24 protein-coding genes and 1 tRNA gene are annotated in these 23,368 nt (G+C 37.0%); 18 read left to right on the plus strand and 7 right to left on the minus strand.

The genetic code is table 11. From position 1 onward, the window contains the following. Positions 1 to 7 precede the first annotated feature (7 nt). On the minus strand, positions 8 to 550 hold the full coding sequence (locus Q0371_RS13220) for an XRE family transcriptional regulator (RefSeq protein WP_169358916.1): 543 nt from the start codon (positions 548 to 550) through the stop codon (positions 8 to 10). Between the two features lie 190 nt (positions 551 to 740). Between Q0371_RS13220 and Q0371_RS13225 the strand changes: the two genes are divergently transcribed. From Q0371_RS13225 to Q0371_RS13235, 3 genes are all read left to right on the plus strand, one after another. Next, complete coding sequence (locus Q0371_RS13225; protein ID WP_169358917.1) at positions 741 to 1,184, plus strand: TlpA disulfide reductase family protein; 444 nt, start codon at positions 741 to 743, stop codon at positions 1,182 to 1,184. A 102-nt stretch (positions 1,185 to 1,286) separates the two neighbouring features. Continuing rightward, on the plus strand, positions 1,287 to 1,946 hold the full coding sequence (locus tag Q0371_RS13230; protein WP_169358918.1) for a TrkA family potassium uptake protein: 660 nt from the start codon (positions 1,287 to 1,289) through the stop codon (positions 1,944 to 1,946). Positions 1,947 to 2,151: 205 nt separating this feature from the next. Then, positions 2,152 to 2,224 (plus strand) — tRNA-Ala (locus Q0371_RS13235). 443 nt (positions 2,225 to 2,667) lie between these two features. On the opposite strand, the gene rnjA is transcribed toward Q0371_RS13235, so the two are convergent. Then, on the minus strand, positions 2,668 to 4,335 hold the full coding sequence (gene rnjA / locus Q0371_RS13240; RefSeq protein WP_169358919.1) for a ribonuclease J1: 1,668 nt from the start codon (positions 4,333 to 4,335) through the stop codon (positions 2,668 to 2,670). A gap of 3 nt (positions 4,336 to 4,338) precedes the next feature. Next, positions 4,339 to 4,548, minus strand: a complete 210-nt coding sequence (locus tag Q0371_RS13245) for a DNA-directed RNA polymerase subunit epsilon (protein WP_298471874.1) — start codon at positions 4,546 to 4,548, stop codon at positions 4,339 to 4,341. 287 nt (positions 4,549 to 4,835) lie between these two features. On the opposite strand from Q0371_RS13245, the gene Q0371_RS13250 reads away from it, so the two are divergent. Then, positions 4,836 to 5,609 carry a Cof-type HAD-IIB family hydrolase gene (locus tag Q0371_RS13250; protein WP_298471876.1) on the plus strand — a complete coding sequence of 258 codons (774 nt, stop codon included), beginning with the start codon at positions 4,836 to 4,838 and terminating at the stop codon, positions 5,607 to 5,609. Positions 5,610 to 5,620: 11 nt separating this feature from the next. Continuing rightward, the gene (locus Q0371_RS13255; RefSeq protein ID WP_298471878.1) at positions 5,621 to 6,556 is read left to right on the plus strand and encodes a carbohydrate kinase; all 936 of its coding nucleotides are present in this window, start codon (positions 5,621 to 5,623) and stop codon (positions 6,554 to 6,556) included. A gap of 72 nt (positions 6,557 to 6,628) precedes the next feature. On the opposite strand, the gene def is transcribed toward Q0371_RS13255, so the two are convergent. Next, positions 6,629 to 7,186 (minus strand): peptide deformylase, encoded by a 558-nt coding sequence (gene def / locus Q0371_RS13260; RefSeq protein ID WP_169358923.1) that lies wholly within the window; start codon positions 7,184 to 7,186, stop codon positions 6,629 to 6,631. A 134-nt stretch (positions 7,187 to 7,320) separates the two neighbouring features. Here def and Q0371_RS13265 point away from each other — a divergent pair, with 134 nt between their 5' ends. The 8 genes from Q0371_RS13265 to Q0371_RS13300 all read left to right on the plus strand — a co-directional run bounded on the left by Q0371_RS13265 (position 7,321) and on the right by Q0371_RS13300 (position 15,792). Continuing rightward, the gene (locus Q0371_RS13265; protein ID WP_169358924.1) at positions 7,321 to 7,965 is read left to right on the plus strand and encodes a YkyA family protein; all 645 of its coding nucleotides are present in this window, start codon (positions 7,321 to 7,323) and stop codon (positions 7,963 to 7,965) included. Positions 7,966 to 8,575: 610 nt separating this feature from the next. Further along, positions 8,576 to 9,688: a pyruvate dehydrogenase (acetyl-transferring) E1 component subunit alpha gene (gene pdhA / locus Q0371_RS13270; protein WP_298471880.1), complete on the plus strand. Its 1,113-nt coding sequence runs from the start codon at positions 8,576 to 8,578 to the stop codon at positions 9,686 to 9,688. Positions 9,689 to 9,691: 3 nt separating this feature from the next. After that, the gene (locus Q0371_RS13275; protein ID WP_251552959.1) at positions 9,692 to 10,669 is read left to right on the plus strand and encodes an alpha-ketoacid dehydrogenase subunit beta; all 978 of its coding nucleotides are present in this window, start codon (positions 9,692 to 9,694) and stop codon (positions 10,667 to 10,669) included. A 30-nt stretch (positions 10,670 to 10,699) separates the two neighbouring features. Then, positions 10,700 to 12,055, plus strand: coding sequence for a dihydrolipoamide acetyltransferase family protein (locus Q0371_RS13280; RefSeq protein ID WP_298471884.1), 1,356 nt, complete (start codon positions 10,700 to 10,702; stop codon positions 12,053 to 12,055). Between the two features lie 3 nt (positions 12,056 to 12,058). Beyond that, positions 12,059 to 13,471: a dihydrolipoyl dehydrogenase gene (lpdA, locus tag Q0371_RS13285; RefSeq protein WP_169358928.1), complete on the plus strand. Its 1,413-nt coding sequence runs from the start codon at positions 12,059 to 12,061 to the stop codon at positions 13,469 to 13,471. An 80-nt stretch (positions 13,472 to 13,551) separates the two neighbouring features. After that, a complete protein-coding gene (locus Q0371_RS13290) occupies positions 13,552 to 14,397 on the plus strand; it encodes a polysaccharide deacetylase family protein (protein ID WP_298471886.1) in 846 nt (281 codons plus the stop codon). A 337-nt stretch (positions 14,398 to 14,734) separates the two neighbouring features. Further along, positions 14,735 to 15,118, plus strand: a complete 384-nt coding sequence (locus tag Q0371_RS13295) for a CidA/LrgA family protein (protein ID WP_298471888.1) — start codon at positions 14,735 to 14,737, stop codon at positions 15,116 to 15,118. After that, positions 15,115 to 15,792, plus strand: coding sequence for an LrgB family protein (locus tag Q0371_RS13300; protein ID WP_298471890.1), 678 nt, complete (start codon positions 15,115 to 15,117; stop codon positions 15,790 to 15,792). Before Q0371_RS13295 ends, Q0371_RS13300 begins: the two co-directional genes overlap by 4 nt. A gap of 83 nt (positions 15,793 to 15,875) precedes the next feature. Here Q0371_RS13300 and Q0371_RS13305 read toward each other — a convergent pair whose 3' ends face one another. Then, positions 15,876 to 17,345 carry an aminotransferase class I/II-fold pyridoxal phosphate-dependent enzyme gene (locus Q0371_RS13305; RefSeq protein WP_169358932.1) on the minus strand — a complete coding sequence of 490 codons (1,470 nt, stop codon included), beginning with the start codon at positions 17,343 to 17,345 and terminating at the stop codon, positions 15,876 to 15,878. 457 nt (positions 17,346 to 17,802) lie between these two features. Here Q0371_RS13305 and Q0371_RS13310 point away from each other — a divergent pair, with 457 nt between their 5' ends. Both Q0371_RS13310 and Q0371_RS13315 read left to right on the plus strand, forming a co-directional pair. Then, positions 17,803 to 18,762: a nitronate monooxygenase family protein gene (locus tag Q0371_RS13310; protein ID WP_298471892.1), complete on the plus strand. Its 960-nt coding sequence runs from the start codon at positions 17,803 to 17,805 to the stop codon at positions 18,760 to 18,762. Positions 18,763 to 18,773: 11 nt separating this feature from the next. Continuing rightward, positions 18,774 to 19,043 carry a UPF0223 family protein gene (locus Q0371_RS13315; protein ID WP_298471894.1) on the plus strand — a complete coding sequence of 90 codons (270 nt, stop codon included), beginning with the start codon at positions 18,774 to 18,776 and terminating at the stop codon, positions 19,041 to 19,043. A gap of 35 nt (positions 19,044 to 19,078) precedes the next feature. Here Q0371_RS13315 and Q0371_RS13320 read toward each other — a convergent pair whose 3' ends face one another. Beyond that, entirely contained in the window at positions 19,079 to 19,708 is a 630-nt protein-coding gene (locus Q0371_RS13320) for a YktB family protein (RefSeq protein ID WP_298471895.1), read from the minus strand. Between the two features lie 152 nt (positions 19,709 to 19,860). Between Q0371_RS13320 and Q0371_RS13325 the strand changes: the two genes are divergently transcribed. Both Q0371_RS13325 and Q0371_RS13330 read left to right on the plus strand, forming a co-directional pair. Next, a complete protein-coding gene (locus tag Q0371_RS13325; protein WP_169358936.1) occupies positions 19,861 to 20,058 on the plus strand; it encodes a hypothetical protein in 198 nt (65 codons plus the stop codon). Between the two features lie 138 nt (positions 20,059 to 20,196). Further along, complete coding sequence (locus tag Q0371_RS13330; RefSeq protein WP_298471897.1) at positions 20,197 to 20,988, plus strand: inositol monophosphatase family protein; 792 nt, start codon at positions 20,197 to 20,199, stop codon at positions 20,986 to 20,988. A gap of 208 nt (positions 20,989 to 21,196) precedes the next feature. On the opposite strand, the gene Q0371_RS13335 is transcribed toward Q0371_RS13330, so the two are convergent. Further along, on the minus strand, positions 21,197 to 21,385 hold the full coding sequence (locus Q0371_RS13335; RefSeq protein WP_169358938.1) for a YlaF family protein: 189 nt from the start codon (positions 21,383 to 21,385) through the stop codon (positions 21,197 to 21,199). 103 nt (positions 21,386 to 21,488) lie between these two features. On the opposite strand from Q0371_RS13335, the gene typA reads away from it, so the two are divergent. Beyond that, positions 21,489 to 23,336, plus strand: coding sequence for a translational GTPase TypA (gene typA / locus Q0371_RS13340; RefSeq protein WP_298471899.1), 1,848 nt, complete (start codon positions 21,489 to 21,491; stop codon positions 23,334 to 23,336). The last annotated feature ends 32 nt before the right edge of the window (positions 23,337 to 23,368 follow it).

Below are 23,368 nucleotides of genomic sequence, written 5' to 3' on the forward strand. Positions count from 1 at the left end.
TCCATTTTCATAAATAAGAATTCGTGACGACATAAATAACCTTGGAGATATCATCTGATGCATTTTTTAAAAGATGATGATCTGCCGCTTCAAAATAGAGGGACTCTCCAGCCGAAGCAAAGTAGTGTTGTTTGCCAAGTTGTAACTCGACGCGACCTTGTAAAACATATATAAAAGTTTGAGATAAGGAAGGTTCAAACTCTTTAAACTGACCGCCTTTATCAAAAGTGATCAATACTGGCTCCATATCGTTTTCATTGGATTCAGAAATAAGCCAGTGAAGCTTGTACTTTTTTTCTTCATCTATGTAAACAGTCTGCTCCTCTTCTTGGAAAACCACCTTAGTTCTACTATGTTCATCGTCAAAGAAATCCTTAGGCTTACAACCTAAAACATTTAGGATAGAAAAAAGTGTCTCAATTGAGGGAGAATTTAGATCTCTTTCCAGCTGGGATATGAAACCCTTGCTTAAGTCCGTTCTCTCGCCTAGTTCTTCCTGTGTTAGACCTTTTTTCAGCCTTAACTGTTTAATTTTTCTACCAATTTGCATGTAATTACGCTCCTTCTCTTTTGTAAAATAAAGAGCTTTTCCATAAAACAAAGTTTATTTTAACATAACTTTAAGTTTACTTTAACAACTTTTTAAAGATAATACAAAAAAAAATTTTTCCAACTATTAGATGCAACTGTCTCTTAGTTGCATAGACTGAATATGGATGACGGATAAAGGAGAGATATGGATGAATTTGAGAGAGGAGTTACCGGAGTTTCCTATTACGACTAAATGGTTAAACGGATCGTGGACAAAGGGACAGTTATTAGGTACAAAGCCTTTGCTTGTCTATTTTTGGTCTGTTAGCTGTGATGCCTGTAAGGTTGCTCCACCATTGATAAATAAATGGAAAGAGAAGTATGAAAATCAGTTTAATGTCATTGCTATTCATATGCCTAGGTCTCCTGAAGATGCGAGTAAAAGCTTGGTGAAGTCGACAGCTTCTGCTGCAGGAATTTATGACTCGATTTGTCTAGATCATGATTTGGTGCTATCTGAAATGTACCAGTGTAAGCTTGTACCAAATTTTTATTTGTTTGATAAAAAAGGCCGACTGCGACACAGACAGGCTGGCGAGAGAGGGTTGCAAATGTTGGAAAAGCGACTTGTCCTCTTGATAAAAGAGATCTAATTTTTAATAATAAACATGGGTTTAAAAAATGATGGAAATCTAGATAGCAGTAGAACCACTGTTGTGTTAAACTAATGGCAATTAGTTCTAGGAGGCGCAGCTATGCAGAAGGAATTTGTTGTTATTGGTTTAGGTCGTTTTGGTGGAAGTATCGTCAAAGAGTTAATGGAGCAGGGCGCCGATGTTATGGCCATTGATAAGGTACAAGAAAGAGTTGATGAATTTGCCTCCATAGCAACCCAAGCAGTGATTGCGGATACGACAGACGAAGCAGTCTTAAAATCGCTCGGGATTAGAAACTTTGAGCATGTTATTGTTGCAATAGGTGATGATATTCAATCTAGTATTCTTACAACGCTTATGCTAAAAGAAATAGGTGTGAAGAAAATTACAGTAAAAGCTCAAAATGATTATCATGAAAAAGTGTTACGTAAAATTGGAGCCGATCAAGTAGTTCATCCAGAGCGGGACATGGGGATACGAATCGCTCATAACATCCTGTCCAACAATGTCTTAGATTATTTGGAGCTTTCCGATGAGCATTCTATTATGGAGATTAAAGTAAATGAAAAAATTGCTGGATTCTCTATAGTGGACTTGGATATACGAGCTAGATACGGTATTAATATAGTTGCGGTAAAAAGGGGAAAAGAGATTATTGTATCTCCACAGGCACAGGATAAGATGCAGCTGAATGATGTGCTCATCATCATTGGAGCAGACGTGGATATCAATCGTTTCGAAAAGAAGGTTCTTTCTTAAATAAATGAAGTGTTCATTCTGTCGAAAAATTAGTTGGCAGCTTTTTGCTGGATGAGCGATATGCTATCAGCCTATCCATCACGGGATATTTTAATAGACTCGTTTATCCAGCTAGATTTAAGGACATCAATTTATAACCGCAATCTCCCAAAAAGGGGTTGCTTTCCTACTTTTTTCCCTTACAATATTATTACATGATTTATACGGGGCATTAGCTCAGTTGGGAGAGCACAACACTGGCAGTGTTGGGGTCAGGGGTTCAAGTCCCCTATGTTCCATCATTTTGTTTACTATAGAGTAAGTAACTTAGCGAGTAGGGTATGTTTACCTACTCGCTTTTTGTATGCATAAAATTTTTTGTATTATTTTTGTAAACAGCATTTTACCGATTAAACACGAACATTTTCTCTATATTGATTGTAGCGGCAGGCGGCGACTCCAGCGGGAGGAGGGAGACAGATAAGACATCACAACCACGCGCGTAAGCGATGGGGGGGTGGCTTTTCGCTCCCCCCGCGGAAAGCGTCCGAGATATGAGCGAAAATCAATACTACTTTATTGACTAAAGCATTTAATTTTCATTATTCTCTTTTAATTATTCGTGTTTACTATAAATAAGCAATTATAAAATTAAAAAACGACTGCAATCACGCACGAAAACCTCGTGGATGATTGCAGTCGAAGATATTTAGTAGAAAGCTACTAGATTAGATTATACTATTTACACTTCCATAATGATTGGTAAAATCATTGGACGGCGTTTAGTCTTTTCATATAAATAAGGGCTTAAAACATCTGTAATTTCGTTTTTCAATTCAGACCATTCTATTGCTTTGTCTTGAATGGTAAATCTTAAATGTTTATTTAGCATTTGCTGTGCTTCATTAATCATGGTGCCAGATTCACGCATATACACGAATCCTCTAGAAATAATATCTGGACCAGAAACAATTTTCTTTCTTTCCATATCCGCACTAACAACTACTATTACTAAGCCTTCTTCAGAAAGAATTCTACGATCTCTTAATACAATATTACCAATATCCCCGATACCACTACCATCAATATAGACATCTCCAGATGGGATACGTCCTGCGATATGTGCTTCGTTGGAGCTTAAAGCTAAAACTTGTCCATTCTCCATAATAAACGTGTTTTCGATAGGAACATCACAATCTGCCGCTAATTCTGTATGGATTTTTAACATACGGAACTCACCGTGGATTGGCATAAAGAATTTTGGCTTCATCAAACGTAGCATTAGCTTTTGTTCTTCCTGAGAGCCATGCCCAGAAGTATGGACATTGTTCAAGGAACCATGAATAACTTCAGCACCCGCACGGAATAACAGATTAATCGTTCTATTAACGCTTGCTCTGTTACCTGGGATAGGAGAAGAAGAAAATACTACGGTATCTCCTGGCTGAATCTGAATTTGTCGGTGAGTACCATTAGCAATTCGAGAAAGAGCTGCCATTGGTTCCCCTTGACTACCTGTACAGAGGATTAAAACTTCGTTAGCAGGTAATCGGTTTAATGCGCTTGTATCAATGAACATTTCCTTAGGGGCTGTAATATAACCTAGCTCTCGTCCAATTGTAATATTGTTGTCCATGCTTCTTCCAAAAACAGCAATTTTGCGATTATGATGAATCGCAGCGTCTATTACTTGTTGAAGTCTATGGATATTCGAAGCAAAGGTTGCAAAAATAATACGACCATTTACTTTACGGAAAATGGAATCCATACTTTCTCCAACTTTGCGTTCGGACATTGTGAAGTTAGGAACTTCAGCATTAGTACTATCTGAAAGAAGACAAAGAACGCCATCACGACCGATTTCTGCCATTTTCGTTAAGTTTGCAGGTTCGCCGACAGGAGTAAAGTCAAATTTAAAATCTCCTGTATGCACAATATTACCAGGTGGAGTTTTTACCACAATTCCAAAAGCATCAGGTATACTATGCGTAGTTCTAAAAAAGCTTACAGCTGTTTTTCTGAACTTAATCACATCGTCTTCTTCGATTACATTCATTTTCGTTTGACGAAGTAAGCCATGCTCTTCTAGCTTGTTTCGAAGTAGACCCAATGCTAGCTTACTTCCGTAAACTGGGACATTGAGTTGCTTTAGTAAGTAAGGAATTCCACCAATATGGTCTTCATGTCCGTGGGTAATAAAAAGGCCTTTAATCTTGTCCACATTTTTGACTAAATAAGTATAGTCTGGGATCACATAATCGATTCCTAAAAGATCATCTTCTGGGAATTTAATACCAGCATCAATTAGAATAATTTCATCTTGAAATTGAACGCCATACGTATTTTTGCCGATTTCACCTAGTCCGCCGAGGGCGAAAACAGCTGTTTGGTCATTTTTTACAAATTTCATGAATTACAACTCTTCTACTTTGAAATTTGGACTTGCTTGTTCGTATTCCAAGTGGTTACCTTCAAGCAGCTGGATAAGCTCAATGTTATACTTGCGGTCTATAAGAAGTGAACGAACTTCACGCTCTGAATCAGCCTCTACGTATAAGCTTTTAGTGTTTTCGCGAACTGGTACCTCTAGTGCGTTTTCTTGATAATAAACTTTATAAATCATTTTTATACTCTCCTTTTTCACGTTCAAAATAAATCAATTCTCTTTATATTATCACGCTACTTATTTAAAATAAAGAAAAGCCCTCCAAATTTTGAAGGGCAAGACATTTGACTTAAGCAATAGTTTTGTTTCTGAGCATTCCGCCGAGTCGCCGCAACAGTTTTCTTTTCAAGCGTTTCAACATGGCAATCCACTCCTTATGACGTATTATATATGAAATTGTGGAGTTTGTAAAGGATTTTAACAGAAAAGTCAAATAATTTAACTTGAAAAGGGAGAAAAAAATAATGGAAAAAAAAGTATTGATTTTCGATATAGATGGAACCATTTTAGATTTAGAGAAAAATATTCCTGAAGGGGTAGAAGAAGCGTTTAAACAAGCGAGAGAAAATGGACATATTACTGTAATTGCTACTGGGAGGGCGCCATTTCTTGCTAAAGCAATCGTAGATCAACTTCAAATTGATTCTTATATAACTTATAATGGTCAAATTGTTCAATTTGAGGGCAAAACCATACATAAAGGTGTTATAGATAAGGAAGAGCTAAAAAAACTTTCGGAGTTTGCAGCTTTGAAAGACCAACCTTTAGTATATATGGACAGTCATGAGATGGTTTCTAATGTACCTGATCATCAAGATGTAATTGAAAGTATTTCAACATTAAAGGTTGGTTTTCCGAGACAGGCAGAAAACTTTTATTTAAATAATGATATTCATCAGGCACTTGTCTTTTGTGAAGAAGAAGTACAAGAGGAGTATGAACGTGCATTTCCTAACTTGTCCTTTGTAAGATGGCACAGAGTATCTTGTGATGTGCTCCCTAAGGGCATGTCTAAAGCTGTTGGGATTGAGATACTTTTAGAATACTTAGGAGAAACTCGTCAAAATGCAGTTGCATTCGGGGACGGATTAAATGATGTAGAAATGCTGAAGTTCGTAGGTACAGGTGTAGCTATGGGAAATGCTGTAGATGAACTTAAAAAACACGCAACAATCGTTACAGAACATGTCTCAGAAAATGGTTTAGTAAATGCGATGAGGCAATTAAAGCTAATTTAAAGGAGTATCACATGATAGAGCAAAGTAATAAGTACGTATTAGTATATGGCGATGCCTTTGTTGACTATATTTCAAAGGATCAGACAAATAAGAGCTTTAAAAAGTTTTTAGGGGGAGCCACTGTAAATGTAGCTGCAGGTATTGGCAGACTAGGCTCTTCTTCCTCTTTTATAACTATTATCGGAGAAGATGATACCTCTAAATTTGTGAAAAGGGAGCTAGAAGCAGAAGGAGTTGACCTTTCTTATATACAGGTCGACCCGGAAAAATCTATAAGTGGAGTTTATGTGCACTTAACAGAAAATAACGATCGTCATTTTCATACTTATTTAGATGATACGCCTGACTTACAAGTAGATTTCTCTATGATAGACTTGAATGCTTTTAATCAAGCAAGTGCTTTCCATTTTTGCTCTGGGACATTATTTCATTCAATCGCTAGAGAGACTACTAAAAAAATAGTAGAACAAATAAAAAAATCTAGTGCTCTAATATCGTTTGATGCTAATATTCGCCCTTTAAGATGGAATACTGAACAGCAATGCAGAGAGACAATTTGTTCATTTCTTCATGACGTAGATATTTTTAAAATCACGGAGGAAGAACTTCTCTTTTTAACTCAAGCTAATACTCAATTAGAGGGACTTAATAGATTAGCAGAATATAATATTTCCGTAATCCTTGTAACAGTAGGAGCAAACGGAACATACGCCATGATCGAAGGGGAACTGGTTCATATTCCAACTGAAAAAGTAATAGCTGTTGATACAACAGGTGCTGGAGATGCATTTATGGCAGGAATTCTATCTAAAATCCAGTCAGAAGGTAAGCCTGAAACTAGGGAAGAATGGATCAGTTATATTGCTTTTGGGAATAAGCTTGGATCTATTTGTGCTACAAACTTTGGGGCGTTGTCTGCTATGCCAAAATTGTCCGATATAAACTAATGGTAGTTACTTTAGGAGCAGAGCATTTATTAGTAAAAAAAGATTGGTCTCCGTAGAGGCCAATCTTTTTAATTATTTATTTTCGTAAGGAAATGCATCTGCTATTTCCGCATAAGGATTTTGTGGATTAATATGGTCATAAAACATAATGCCATTCAAATGGTCTAATTCATGTTGGAAGGCGATAGCAGCCAGACCTTTTAGACGTTTCTTAAATGGAGTTCCATCTGGATAAAATCCAGTTGCTGTAATTCTGGCATATCGAGGAACATACCCTTCAATAACTTCGTCTACAGATAGACAGCCTTCACCAGAAGGTATATATGTTTTTTCTACGGAATGGCTAATAATTTTAGGGTTAACTGCAACAAAGCTTATTTCCTGATCGTTCTCATCCATTAGGTGTATGGCAAACATTCTTTTAGATTGGTTTACTTGGGGTGCGGCAATTCCAATTCCAGGACGAAGGTTGTATTTTTTCACCATTTCATCATCTTGGCTATTTATAACGTACTCCAATAAATCATGTGCCAGAGCTTTTTCATCCTCAGTGAGTGGAAAGGTAAGCTCTTCCGTTTTCTTGCGTAGAGTAGGATGTCCATCTCTAATAATGTTAGGCATTAAAATCATCTTGATCGTCCTTTCAAATTTCATATTTCTATTATATCGAATTATGTCGTTTTACTAAACAAAAAGGTATATAAGTCAGTTGAATTTAGTAACTAGAACAATTATAGTTGAAAATGGGTATAGGAGGTTACGGAATGAAAAAATTAATATTCGTGGTTCCTTTCATGTCACTTTTACTATTGTCTGCCTGCTCTTTTGGAGAAAGTACTCAGGAAAAATTATCTGATGTTTTAACTGAAATCTATGAAGCAGAAGAAGGCTATAGAGAAGTTCAGACTTCCTTGAAGGAAACAGAGTTAAAGGAACAGGGAAATTTTCAAAGCATGATGGAATTAACTCAGGACCAAAAAGAAGAGCTTAGTGCTCAAGTAGATGCAACTGCTAATCTATTAGAAGAACGTATGACACTGGTAGAAAAAGAAAAAGATTCCATTTCGAAAGCAAAGGAGAAGCTTACAGACCTAGAGTCAGTTATTTCTGATGCTAAAGAGGAATCCGAAAAGGAAAGTATCCGTTCAGTAGAAGATGCTTTTAAAAATCGATATGATTCGTATGATAAGTTGGTTGAACAATATAACTCTCTTGCAAGCTTACAAGACGCTCTTTATAATATGCTTTTAGATGAAGAAGCGGACGTATCTAAAATTCAAGAGCAGGTTGCAGAGGTTAATAAGCAGAATGAAGCTGTGCAACAAGCAGTTCAAGAATTTAATGATTTAACTAAACAATTAAATGAAGTAAAAGATCAGGCTTTTTCCACACTTCAAAAAGAAGAATAATAGATTGCCTTATGAATAGTTGCCCCGCAAATGTTAGTAACATAATTAACATTTGCGGGGTATTTTTATATTTAGGCTCTGATAAAGGGGAGGGTTGATTTATATGATGCAAATAAATTTTTTAATCTGAAGGTTGATTTCCGCACCACCCAGAAGCTTTCCTCTGGGTGAGCGATAAGCTCAACATTAGGAGTCAAAACATATAGAGACTGATTATTAATGGTCGAGTTGTAACGGAAAGTGAATCACTAGAATTTTTATTAGAGTTATCCTATTAATCTTTAAGGTGATTTTCTATGAGCATAAAAATAAAAAATGTGTAAAAAATAGAAGAGGTGGTATGTATATCGAAAAGGTGGTTTATATACCAGTATAGAAATTCTGTTTGAAAAAGGTGTAATAAAAATCAGGCGATTTCTTCAAACTGATATAATACAGATGAAATTAACGACTAGTACAGAATAAAATGTTTATAATATTCTAATATAAAAATGATAGAGTTCTAGATGATTGACCGAGCATTTATTCTTGAGTATACTTAGATGGAATTGATATTGTACCAATCAATGTGTAAATAAATTTTAATACAGAGAAAAAGGAGAGGTGCTTTATGGCTTCAAACAAAGAAACCCAGTTTGACCCAATGAAAACGCTTCATGAAATCGAAGAAAAGTTTGAAATGTTCCAGATTTTAAATGAAGATGGGGAAATCGTTAATGAACAGGCGAACCCTAATTTATCTGAAGAAGATTTAGTGGAATTAATGAGTCGCATGGTCTATACAAGAATATTAGATCAACGTTCTATTTCGTTAAACCGACAAGGACGTCTTGGCTTCTACGCACCAACAGCGGGGCAAGAAGCTTCCCAGCTTGCTTCTCATTTTGCGTGTGAGAAAGAAGATTTCATCCTACCGGGTTATCGCGATGTTCCACAAATAGTGTGGCATGGCTTACCGTTATGGCAAGCATTCTTATTCTCACGTGGTCATTTTATGGGTAACCAAATTCCGGAAGGCGTAAATGTATTCCCACCACAAATAATTATTGGAGCACAATTTATCCAAGCAGCTGGAGTAGCTTTAGGTATGCAAAAGCGCGGTAAGAAATCTATTGCTATTACATATACAGGGGACGGCGGTTCTTCACAAGGTGACTTCTACGAAGGTATTAACTTTGCTGGAGCTTTCCGTGTACCAGCTGTATTTATTGTCCAAAATAACCAATATGCGATTTCTACTCCACGTGAGCTACAGACAGCAGCAAAAACAATTGCACAAAAAGGTATCGCTGCGGGCTTACCAAGTATCGTAGTAGACGGAATGGATCCACTTGCAGTATATGTTGCAACGAAGGACGCTAGAGACCGTGCTATTAAAGGTGAAGGGCCAAGCTTAATCGAGACTGTTTGTTACCGATACGGTCCACATACAATGGCTGGTGATGATCCTACACGCTACCGTACATCAGAAACAGATTCTGAATGGGAGAAAAAAGATCCATTAGTGCGCTTCCGTAAGTACTTGGAGGGCAAAGGTATTTGGAATGAAGAAAAAGAAGCAGAAGTAATTGAGAGAGCGAAAGAAGAAATTAAAGATGCAATCAAAAAAGCGGATGCTGCTCCAAAACAAAAAGTAACAGATTTAATAAATATTATGTATGAAGAAAATCCATATAACTTAGATGAGCAATTAGCTTACTATACAGAGAAGGAGTCGAAGTAACCGATGGCACAAATGACGATGATTCAAGCTATTACGGATGCTCTCCGTACTGAGCTTAAAAATGATGAAAATGTGTTAGTCTTCGGCGAAGACGTTGGTAATAACGGCGGAGTATTCCGTGCAACTGAAGGACTACAAAAAGAATTTGGGGAAGATCGCGTATTTGATACACCACTTGCAGAGTCAGGTATTGGTGGATTAGCAGTTGGTCTATCATTACAAGGATTCCGTCCAGTTCCTGAAATCCAGTTCTTTGGTTTCGTATATGAAGTGATGGATTCCATTAGTGGGCAATTATCTCGTATGCGTTTCCGTACAGGTGGTGCTTTTAATGCGCCAGTAACTATTCGTTCACCTTTTGGTGGAGGAGTTCATACACCAGAAATGCACGCAGATAGCTTGGAGCTTTTAATGACTTCAACTCCTGGTGTGAAAGTAGTTATTCCATCTACACCTTACGATGCAAAGGGTTTACTAATATCCGCTATTCGTGATAATGATCCAGTTATTTTCTTAGAACATATGAAATTATATCGTTCTTTCCGAGGCGAAGTTCCTGAGGAAGAGTATACTATTCCTCTCGGCAAAGCAGACGTGAAACGTGAAGGTACTGATTTAACGATCATTGCTTATGGTGCAATGGTTCAAGAAAGCTTGAAAGCAGCTGAGGAACTAGAAAAAGAAGGACACTCTGTTGAAGTTGTGGATCTTCGTACTGTTCAACCATTAGATATCGAAACAATCATTGCTTCTGTAGAAAAAACAAACCGCGCAATTGTTGTACAAGAGGCGCAAAAACAAGCTGGTATCGCAGCAAACGTCGTAGCAGAAATTACTGAAAGAGCAATTCTAAGCTTAGAGGCTCCAGTTCTACGTGTGGCTGCACCAGATACTGTATTCCCATTCTCTCAAGCAGAGACAGTTTGGTTGCCAAACTCTAAAGATATAATGGAAACAGCAAAGAAAGTATTAAATTTCTAAAAGAAACGAACAATAGAAAGGGTGAGCACTTTGGCATTTGAATTCCGCCTACCGGATATTGGAGAAGGTATACATGAAGGAGAAATCGTTAAATGGTTTGTTAAAGCTGGTGACGAAGTTGATGAGGACGATATCCTTTGCGAAGTACAAAATGATAAAGCTGTCGTAGAAATTCCTTCACCTGTAAAAGGAAAAGTAACAGACGTGTTGGTAAGCGAAGGAACAGTTGCTGTAGTTGGCGATGTGCTAGTTAAGTTGGACGCACCGGGCTATGAGGATCTTCAATTTAAAGGAGATCACAGTGGTGAAGAAAAAACAGAAGCTCAAGTACAATCTACTTTAGAGGATGGTAAGGAAGTGGAGAAAGAACCTGTAGATGCTTCTAAAAACCAACAACCACCTACTAAAACAGAGGCTAAAGCATCTACGAATGAATCGAAGCCTGAGCCAAAAGGCGACACTCGTGTAATTGCGATGCCTTCCGTTCGTAAATTTGCACGTGAAAATGAAGTTAATATTGCAGACGTAAATGGTACAGGGAAAAACGGTCGAGTTTTAAAAGAAGATATTGAAGCATTCTTATCTGGAGATCAATCAGTAGAAGAAAAAAAATCTTCTCCAGCTCAAGCAAAAGAGGAAGTGCAAGAAACAAAATCTTCTGCACCAGTTAGCTTAGAAGGAGAATTCCCTGAAACTCGTGAGAAACTATCTCCAATGCGTAAGGCAATTGCAAAAGCAATGGTTAATTCCAAGCATACTGCACCACATGTAACGCTTATGGATGAAGTGGATGTTACTGAGCTAGTTGCACATCGCAAGAAATTCAAAGAAATAGCTGCAGAGAAAAATATCAAGTTAACTTATTTACCTTATGTAGTGAAAGCTTTAGTAAGTACATTGCGTGAATTCCCAGCCTTAAATACTTCGTATGATGATGATACAAACGAAGTTATCCAAAAGCATTATTACAACATAGGGATAGCAGCGGATACAGAAAAAGGATTGTTAGTGCCTGTTATTAAGAATGCAGATCGTAAATCAGTATTTACAATCTCTGACGAAATTAATTCATTAGCTACAAAAGCTAGAGACGGCAAATTATCTCCAGCTGAGATGAAAGGTGCATCATGCTCAATTTCTAATATTGGCTCTGCTGGTGGACAATGGTTTACACCTGTTATCAACCATCCGGAAGTGGCAATCCTCGGAATTGGTCGAATTTCAGAAAAACCTGTAATAAAAAATAGTGAAATTGTAGCCGCTCCTGTGTTAGCATTATCATTGAGCTTTGATCATCGCATGATCGATGGTGCGACTGCCCAACATGCGTTGAACCATATAAAACGTTTATTAAGCAGTCCAGAATTATTATTAATGGAGGCGTAAAAAATGGTCGTAGGAGATTTCCCAATTGAAACAGACACTTTAGTAATAGGTTCAGGTCCTGGAGGTTATGTAGCTGCAATTCGTGCTGCACAAACTGGGCAAAAGGTAGTAGTTGTAGAGAAAGAACATATCGGTGGAGTATGTTTAAACGTAGGGTGTATCCCTTCTAAAGCGCTTATCTCAGTTGGTCACCGTTTTGAACAAGCAAAACATTCAGATGACATGGGTATCACGGCATCTGATGTTAAAATTGACTTTTCAAAAGCACAAGCTTTCAAAGAAAGTGTTGTGAAAAAATTAACTAGCGGTGTTTCCGGATTATTAAAAGGTAACAATATTGAAGTGGTTTCTGGTGAAGCTTACTTTGTTGATGCAAATACAGTTCGTGTAATGGATGAGAAGTCTGCACAAACTTATACTTTTAAACATGCGATAATCGCTACTGGATCTCGTCCAGTAGAAATTCCAACATTTAAATATACAAAACGTGTTATTAACTCGACTGGTGCTTTAAATCTTCAAGAGGTACCTGAAAAATTAGTTGTAATTGGTGGAGGGTACATTGGAACTGAGTTAGGTTCTGCATATGCTAACCTAGGTTCACAAGTTACAATTATCGAAGGCGGAGACGATATTTTAGCTGGCTTCGAAAAACAAATGACTACTATTGTTAAAAAAGGCTTGAAGAAAAAAGGCGTAGATATGGTAGTAAAAGCATCTGCAAAAGGTGTTGAAGAGTCTGATACTGGCGTCGTTGTAACTTATGAAGTTGGTGGAGAAGAGAAAAAAGTGGAAGCTGACTATGTATTAGTAACAGTTGGCCGTCGCCCGAACACCGATGAAATTGGTTTAGAAGAGCTTGGTATTAAATTCGCAGAACGCGGATTAATCGAAGTAGATAAGCAATGTCGCACTAGCATTAGCAATATCTTTGCTATCGGTGATGTAGTAGCGGGTCCACAACTTGCTCACAAAGCTTCTTATGAAGGTAAAGTAGCTGCTGAAGCGATTGCTGGTCAATCATCTGTTGTAGATTATCTTGCAATTCCAGCTGTTTGCTTCACAGATCCAGAGCTAGCTACAGTTGGTTTATCTGAAGCACAAGCTAAAGAACAAGGATTTGATGTAGCAGCTGGTAAGTTCCCGTTCGGAGCTAACGGTCGTGCACTTGCTCTTAACGCGACAGAAGGCTTTGTAAAACTTGTTTCACGTAAAGAAGATGGATTATTACTTGGCGCTCAAATCGTAGGTCAAGGTGCATCTGATATGATCGCTGAACTTGGTTTAGCAATTGAAGCAGGTATGACGGTTGAGGATATCGCTATGACTATTCATGCACATCCAACACTTGGAGAAATTGCAATGGAAGCTGCAGAAGTAGTAATGGGTCACCCAATCCATATTCTATCTAAATAATAAGTAGGTCGATAAAACCGTGTAGAAATACTCTACACGGTTTTCTTTATGACTGTTAGAATGGAAATAGAAGGGATATGGTGATTATATTGAAACTTACAACTTGGTTATTACCCGCAGCACTAACTTTTTTATTAGTAGGATGTAATGCAGAAACAACGGAAGTTCAAAAAGAGCTTGGAGAAAAAAATGAAGTTAATAAAGAAACGGTAGAAACAAAGCCGGAAGAAACTGAAAAAGTGGAAGAAATAAAGCCTGTAGAGGAAGTTATTGAGGAAGAACCTGTTTCGGAAATAAAGTATGAAATTAATGAGGCAAATTGGACGATAAAACCAATTACTGATGCGAATCCTAAGGCTGTGCTTTTAACGATTGACGATGCTCCAGATAAATATGCTGTCGAAATGGCGAAAACATTAAAAGAACTTGATGCTCCAGCTATCTTTTTTGTGAATGGTCATTTCATAGATTCAGAGGAAGAACAAGCTAATTTAAAAGAGATATATGATTTAGGTTTTTCTATTGGAAATCACACTCAAACACACGCGAATTTAAAAAATAGCAGTGAAGAACAGCAACAAGAAGAAATAATTAAAGTAAACGAGACGGTAGAAGCAGTGATCGGTGAGAAGCCTAAATTTTTCCGAGCTCCTTTTGGTGTAAATACTGATTTTAGTAAGTCCTTGGTTCATCAAGAAGGAATGGTCTTGATGAATTGGACATATGGATACGATTGGGAGAAACAATATATGGAGGCTAATAGTTTAGCAGATATTATGGTTAATACGGAGTATCTAGTAGACGGAGCAAATTTGCTAATGCATGATCGAGAATGGACCGCAGCAGCTCTTTCAAAAATTGTAGAAGGCTTACGAGCAAAAGGGTACGACTTGATTGATCCGAAAACTATTAAAACTATAGAATAACTTTTCGCCTCTAGTTCTAGAGGTGTTAGAGTATTGACAAAATACCTCGAGATATAAATCTTTTGAGGTATTTTGTTATTTGGAAGGGGAGTGTGAGGTAAAAATCCCTGTTTTCTAGTTTTTATATGCTACATTAAGTTTCTCATATGAAAATACTAGCCGATTGGAGGCCATGCCGGCAAAAAGCGTCCGCCTGGAACGAAACCATCCGATTAAATCCAAACAAGCAAACTGCTTTTCTCATCATGGACATACTAAAAGAGAAGGCGTAAAATTATTTCTATTATCAGCTTTTATGGAGGTGAAACTTTAAAAGAATAAACTTTTAAAGTACATAATGAACAAAATAAAAAAAGTAGGTCGAATCATTTTTCAAGTAATTATTCTATATTTATTCTCTACTCTAGGATCTTTTATAGTAGAATTATTGCCATTTTCTTTTCCTGGAAGTATTGCTGGATTATTAATACTATTAGCGTGCCTCCTGCTAAAAATAATTCCAGCCAATCTTATAAAAGATGGGGCTGGTTTTTTACTAGCATTTCTTGCCTTATTCTTTGTGCCGGCGACCGCTGGGATAATGGATTACCCTCAGTTAGCCTCGTTAAAAGGAGTTTTTATAATTATCGCTTTAATAATTAGCACAATGTTTACTATTGTAGTAGCAGGAAAGGTATGTCAATACTTTGAAAGTAAAATAGTAGGGGAGGAATTGAAATGATTGCTCTAGCGATGGTAATTGGTACAATCATTATTTTTGTAGGGATGACTTTTCTCTATAGAAGGTTCACCTATCCTTTACTATTACCTATTTTAACTACTACAATTATCCTTGTAGTAGTATTAAGTTTTTCAGGAGTTTCTTACGATACATATATGTCAGGTGCTAAGTGGATTGATGCAATGCTTGGACCAGCGGTAGTAGGGATGGCTTACCCTTTATATATACAGCGAGAAAAAATTATAAAAAACAAGGTGACGATTATATTAGGTGTTACTGTAGCAATGCTTTCTGGACTAATTAGTATTGCTATAATAGCTAAACTTATGTCTTTTGAGGAGTTTCTTCAAAAATCCTTACTACCAAAGTCAATTACTTCTCCAATTGCGATGCCTATTAGCGAATCAATCGGGGGTATTCCAACTTTGACAGCAGTTTTTGTAATTTTAGCTGGTTTAATAGGAGCATTAGCTGGACCGTTTCTCTTTAAACTATTTCACATAGATACCGCAATCAGCAGGGGGATATCTATAGGTAGTGCATCGCATGGCATCGGCTTATCTAAGCTATCCGAGTATGGGGAAGAGACGATGACGATGGGGTCAGTGGCAATGACTCTTAGTGCTATTTTAGGGGCCTTTATATGTCCAGTGTTTGCCTTTTTAATTTTTTGATGTTTTGATTCTATTAAAAAACAGACTTTGACGACGTTAGCCGTCAAAAGTCTGTTTTTGATTGGAGCTGAAAGTTTAATATACTAAATGATAGCCTGATGCTCTTTAATAACATGAATCATTTCTAATGTGTCGTCTTCTGGTCCTTGTACTGGTAAGCCTGCCTCTAGGTTCATCAAGATATAGTCAATATTTCCTTGAGTAATTATTTCCCCGGGAATAAAAATAGGAATACCGGGAGGGTAGACCATTACGAATTCAGCAGAAATACGGCCACTGGCTTCTAATAGTGGGATAGATTCAGTTTCTGCGTAAAATGCATCTCGAGGTGACATAGCTAAACCAGGGATGTCTGGCAAGGTTACAGCTGATTCTACGATTGTTGCTGCAGATTCATATGCCACTACCATTCTCGATAATGCATTAACAAGCATGTCTACTTCTTTTTTTGTATCTCCTAGCGTAATCAGGCAAAGGATATTATATAAATCAGAAAGCTCTACTTCAATATTCGCTTTTTCTCTAAGCCAAATTTCAGCTTCAAATCCAGTGATTCCTAAATTTTTTACGCTAATTAGTAGCTTAGTTGGATCCATATCGTAAGTAGCGGAGGATTGTAATATTTCTCTTCCTACACAATGGATATGTTCAATTTCATTTATACGTTTACGAGTTTCCTCAGCAATTTCGATTGCTTCGCCTATTAAATCCTCTCCATGTATAGCTAGCTGTCTTCTAGCGGTATCTAGAGAAGCTAATAGAGGATAGGATGTAGAAGTCGTTGTAAGCATGGAAAGGATTGATTGTACCCTTTTTGCAGAAACTAGTCCTTCTCTTACATTCAAGACGGAGCTTTGAGTCATAGATCCTCCAAGTTTGTGTACAGAAGTTGCGGCCATATCAGCACCGGCAGACATTGCCGAAATAGGAAGATCATTATGAAAGTGGATATGTACACCATGGGCTTCATCCACTACTACAGGGATACCGTGCGCATGAGAAATATCTACAATTCTCTTTAAATCGGCTGCTAGACCAAAATAAGTTGGGTTGATAACAAGTAAACCTTTTGCATCTGGATGTGCTTCTATTGCTTTTTCTACGGATTCCACAGAAATACCATGGGAAACGCCAAGTTCTTTATCTACCTCGGGATGTATAAATACGGGTATAGCACCTGCAAATACAATGGCAGACATAATAGATTTATGAACATTTCGTGGAACAAGGATCTTATCCCCAGGTCCACAAATAGTAAGGATCATTGTCATAATAGCTCCACTCGTACCTTGAACAGAGAAAAAGGTTTCATCTGCTCCAAAAGCTTCTGCAGCTAGATGTTGAGCTTTTTTGATGGCTCCTTTTGGAGAATGTAGGTCATCTAATGGAGCTATATTGATTAAATCAATTGAAAGTACATTATCTCCAACAAACTCTCGAAATGCAGGGTCCATCCCTTTCCCTTTCTTATGACCAGGAATGTGGAACTGAATTGGATGACGATTTCGATGCTTCAATAAAGCATCGAAGATAGGAGTTTCTAATTGTGACAACGCTTATACCACCTCTAATTAAATTTTTGTGCATGTAAACGATTCTAGTAATTATTAATAGAGACGTTGATGCAATTTTAAAAACAAAAGAATTATAGCATTTAAGGAAATTTATTACTATAAAAATAATTCAAAATTATTAAGATGCATTAATTTTGTTGGACAAATAGAAAAGAAATCGTGAGGTTCGGTTCTACAAGCATTCTAAAAGCAGTTTGTTTTTAAAAGCATTTTATAATGAAGAACAGTTAACAAGGGTTTAAGCTATAAACGGTAACCTTATACAAGATTGTATGTTTTTCCTGCCGGATATGTCTTGTTAGTCTTCTTATACATACATAACCTACTTTAAGGATTTAAAACGGCTCATTTAAAATTTTATCCTTTCCCATGCTAAAAGAGATCGATTGAATCCTAATTAAATTTTCTTTACACTACTATAAAGGAGGGGATTCGTTTGTCATTTCAAACAAGGGTTACAGATCTATTAGGAACAAAATATCCTATAGTACAAGGTGGACTAGCATATCTTGCGTATTCGGATCTATGCATTGCGGTGTCAGAAGCGGGTGGCTTAGGACAGATAACTGCTATGAGTCTCTCAACACCGGAGGAGCTTCGCCAAGAGATTGCTAAAGTGAGAGAACATACAAATAAACCTTTTGGCGTAAACTTTGCTATTGGGCAAACAGGTAGACCTTATGAACATATGCTTCAAGTCGCTATCGAAGAAAACGTTCCAGTAGTTTCAATGACTGGAGGCAATCCTGCGCCAATTTTAGATGCTCTGGATAAGACGAATATCAAAAAGCTTGTTTTAGTCGCATCTAAGCGACAGGCTTTAAAAGCAGAACAGCTAGGGGCCGACGCTGTGATGGTTGTAGGGCAAGAGGGTGGCGGTCACTTAGGGAGAGATGATATTGGAACTATGGTACTTATCCCTCAAGTTGTAGATGCTGTTTCATTACCTGTCATTGCTTCTGGTGGCATTGGAGATGGGCGAGGCTGGATGGCTGCTCATGCTCTTGGAGCAGAAGGGATAGAAATGGGGACTCGTTTTATCGCAACAAAGGAATGTATCCATGCATCGGAAGCATATAAAAATGCCATATTATCAAAAGAGGAAACAGATACAGTTGTTATTAAAAAAGAGCTAGGGTCGCCAGCAAGGGCTATACGTAATAGTTGGACCGAAACTATTTTGGCTATGGAAAAGGAAAACCCTACATATGAGCATTTGAAGCATCATATTAGTGGAGAAGCCAACAAGCAATTTATTTATAACGGTTTCGAAGACCAAGGCTTTGCTTGGGCAGGGCAAGTAATAGGTATGATTCATGACATTCCTACAACGAAAGAGCTCATCGACAGAATGGCAGCTGAGGCACTAGATATACGAAAAAAATGGAAATTATAGGAGAGTTGAAAATGGAATACACATACCCTTTTTCGTTAGATTGGTCTACAAAAGAAATAGTAGACGTAGTAAAGTTTTTTGAAGCAATTGAAAATGCTTATGAAAAAGGCATAAAGCGAGAAGAACTGATGGATAAATATCGTCGCTTTAAAGAAATAGTTCCGTCTATAGCGGAAGAAAAGACATACTTTCGGGATTTTGAAAAAGAAAGTGGATATGCAAGTTTCCCAATCATAAAAAAAATGAAAGAACAAACGAACGAAGCAATTATAAAGGGATAAAGTAATCCCTCCTTAAAAAGGAGGGAAAGCTTGTCTTATTTTATATTGGTCATAGTTTTGTAAATGGGTAGAAGCTGTTCAAACGTATTTTCTACTAAGTCGAATAATTCTTTTTCTGTTAATTTAACAGCTTCTTCTTTAGGTATATGACGCCCAACTAAAAATTCACCCTTTTTAACGTCTCTCAGACGCGTTAGAAGCTCTTCTACTCCCTCTTGATTAACTTCCCTCAAGGAAGAGGCTTCTGGCTTCATATGGTCCCCAGAAACGATAAAATCATCTGGTAGCTTTTTAAATAGACTCATTTGTTGCAGTAAACGCTCTGCAATTGCAACTTTATCGGGTGCTTCATAAATAACTGCTACTATGATAAATAAATGCGTACCCCATAAGCCAATTTGAAAATGAGGCAAAGCCTTGTAACCACGTTTGTAAGGAGCAAAAGCTACCCAACTATCCTTTGGAGGGTTAACTGATCGACGAGCGTGCTTAGCTACATGGCTAAAAAACTCATCTCCAAGAACACCAGAAAAATAAAGGCTATATTGTTTACCAAGTTCTTCAAACTTAGGTCGAACATTCTCTATAAGAGCAGTCATTCTATTTTCTAATCCTTCAATTTGAAACACTTCAAAATCTTTTTCTTGCCAAAAAGTTTTACTCATATATTAACTCCTTTCAATTTCTATGTTTATTTTAGCGGATTTTTGGGTAAAAATCTTGTAAGCAGTATTTATTAACACAAATCGATTTGTAGCATAATGTAAGTATAAAGTTCTGAATATTAAGATAAAATGATTATGGAGAGGTGTTAACTATGAAACAGGTTGTGCATATAATTCGTAAATATGATATGGAAAAGGAAAAAATTCAAACATTGAAATTGGAAATGGATTATCAATTAGCTACTTTATACGATGCAATGCAGGATGGAGACCAAGAAGTAATTAGCGAAGCGAAGATGCGATTAACAGAGCTTCATCAGTCACTGGATGAACTAAATGCGTTTACTTAAGTTGTCGTCACTAATAGCACCATGAAAAACACCAGCTAATCTTGAAAGACAGCCGGTGTTTTTTTCTTTATACTAAGACTAAGTATATGCAAAGCATGTATGACGGTCAGTTAACAGGAACATAGAAGGGGTGGTAACATGGACTTACATATGCTTGATAAGTATGCAAAATCATTAATTAAACAAGCTGCGATTCAAATAAGAAGCTCATTCTCAGAGGAGTTAATTATTGAATCTAAGTCGGAAGCGAATGACTTAGTTACTAATATTGATAAGGAAACAGAAAAGTTTTTTATTAGACATATTAAAAAAGATTTTCTAAACCATCGTATATTTGGAGAGGAAGGGTTTGGAGATAAGATAGAAAATTTGGATGGCTACGTTTGGATGCTAGATCCAATTGATGGGACTACTAACTTTATTCACTTCAAGAAAAACTTTGCTATATCGTTAGGTATTTACAAGGACGGCGAAGGAATTCTTGGTTATATTTATAATGTTATGGATGATGATTTACTAAGTGCTGCTTCGGGACAAGGGGCATACCTAAACGACGTGAGGATCCCTCGGCTTGAGAGTACGACAGTAGAGAAATCTATTATAGGGGTGAATGCTAGTTGGGTTGTACCAAATCGAATGGTGCATCACGACGGAATGATAGAGCTCGTGCAAACGTCTAGAGGAACTAGATCCTTTGGGTCTGCTGCAATTGAGATTGCCTATGTAGCCACTGGAAGATTAGATGCATATTTGTCCATGAGACTTTCACCATGGGATATCGCTGGAGGCATGGTAATAGCAAACGAAGTGGGAGCAGTTGTTACTAACTTATCTAACGAACCTATAAATCTGTTAAAACAAAATTCATTTATAGTCTCTAAGCCTAATCTTCATGAACAACTATTATCAAAATATATTATTTTAAAATAAATGAGTTCGTTTCATATATTTAAAAAATATAATAGAATCTTATAAAATTATATTGTCGAAAATTATACAAGTAATCGTTAATAAGAATTAAAAATATTAAAAAGAGACTGGTCAGTGACGTTAGTCAGGACCAGCCTCTAATGAAGTAGAAAGAATTGATAAACTACCCAGCTATAATTATAAAAAACTAAGGCTTATTTAGATTTTCCTATTCTAATAACCCTTGTTCACGCATTTTCTTTTTCGTTTTAAAGCCAAATCCCATTACTACAAATAACATTGCTAAAAACAATAATGCTAACGGAATATTACGTAATGCAATAGCAACTCCTATTAAACCCATAGACAACATTGCGCCTAGAGAAAACAATACAAAAACCCATTTAATGTTACTCAAAACAATTACCCCCAAGAAAATAATTAAAAATATTATAACTTTAGTTCTACTTGTGTTATAATAGCACAGTTATGGACATGAAAAAAGAATATGGAGTGGAAATATGACAAAATTACGTCAAGATTTAAGAAACATAGCTATTATAGCACACGTTGACCATGGAAAAACGACTTTAGTCGATCAATTATTAAAACAATCAGGAACGTTCCGTTCAAATGAACACGTTGACGAAAGAGCAATGGACTCAAACGATATAGAGCGCGAGCGTGGAATTACTATATTAGCAAAAAACACAGCTGTAAATTATGAAGACACACGCATCAATATTTTGGATACACCTGGCCATGCTGATTTTGGTGGAGAAGTAGAGCGTATCTTAAAAATGGTAGATGGTGTTTTACTAGTTGTAGATGCATATGAAGGTTGTATGCCTCAAACACGTTTTGTATTGAAGAAAGCATTAGAACAAAAATTAATACCAATAGTTGTAGTTAACAAAGTAGATAAAGATTCTGCTCGTCCACTAGAAGTAGTAGATGAAGTATTAGAACTTTTCATAGAGTTAGGTGCAGATGACGATCAATTAGACTTCCCAGTAGTATATGCTTCAGGTGTTAATGGGACTGCTTCTTTAGACGCTGACCCAGCTAACCAAGAAGAAGATATGAAGTGTTTATTTGAGAAAATCATTGAATCTATTCCAGCGCCAATTGATAATTCAGATGAGCCATTACAGTTCCAGGTTGCATTACTTGACTATAATGACTATGTAGGCCGTATCGGTATTGGTCGCGTATTCCGCGGTACAATAGAAGTAGGTCAACAAGTTTCATTAATGAAATTAGATGGCAAAGTTAAAAATTACCGTGTTTCTAAATTGTTTGGTTTCTTAGGTTTAAAACGTGTAGAGATTGAATCTGCAAAAGCTGGAGATTTAATAGCGGTTTCTGGTATGGAAGAAATTAACGTAGGGGAAACAGTTTGTCCTACAGACCATCCTGACGCTTTAACTCCATTACGTATCGATGAGCCAACGCTACAAATGACATTCTTAACAAACAATTCTCCGTTTGCTGGTCGTGAAGGGAAATGGGTTACATCTCGTAAAATTGAAGAGCGTCTTCGTTCACAATTACAAACAGATGTTTCTTTACGAGTTGAAGATACAGATTCACCTGATGCTTGGGTTGTTTCTGGTCGTGGAGAGCTTCACTTATCTATATTAATAGAGAACATGCGTCGTGAAGGTTATGAGATTCAAGTATCTAAACCAGAAGTTATTATTCGTGAAATTGATGGCAAAAAATGTGAGCCGGTTGAACGCGTACAAATTGATGTACCAGAAGACTGCGTAGGTTCAATCATTGAGTCTATGGGTACACGTAAAGGCGAAATGGTAGATATGATTAATAGTGGGAATGGCCAAGTACGTTTGATTTTCATGGTTCCTGCACGTGGATTAATCGGATATTCAACTGAATTCATGTCCTTGACTAAAGGGTTCGGAATCATTAACCATACATTTGATAGCTACCAACCAGTAGTGGCAGGTCGCGTTGGCGGACGTCACCAAGGTGTACTTGTTTCTATGGAAACAGGAAAAGCAACAACTTATGGTATGATGCAAATTGAAGACCGTGGAACTCTATTCGTAGAGCCAGGTACTGAAATTTATGAAGGTATGATTGTTGGTGAAAATACTCGTGATGCTGATATCACAGTAAATATAACTAAAATGAAACAAAAAACAAACATTCGTTCAGCAAATAAAGACCAAACAAATGTTATTAAACGCCCACGTATCTTAACTTTAGAAGAAGCATTAGAATTCCTTGGCGATGATGAATACCTGGAAGTAACACCAGAGTCTATTCGCTTACGTAAAAAAATTCTTGAGAAGAGCGAACGTGAACGCGTAACGAAGAAAAAGAAAAGTGCAGATCAGGAATAGGAACTGAAAGGGTGACAAGCCTTGGAGGAACA

The organism is uncultured Psychrobacillus sp. (genome assembly GCF_938022135.1).
Taxonomy (GTDB): Bacteria; Bacillota; Bacilli; order Bacillales_A; family Planococcaceae; genus Psychrobacillus.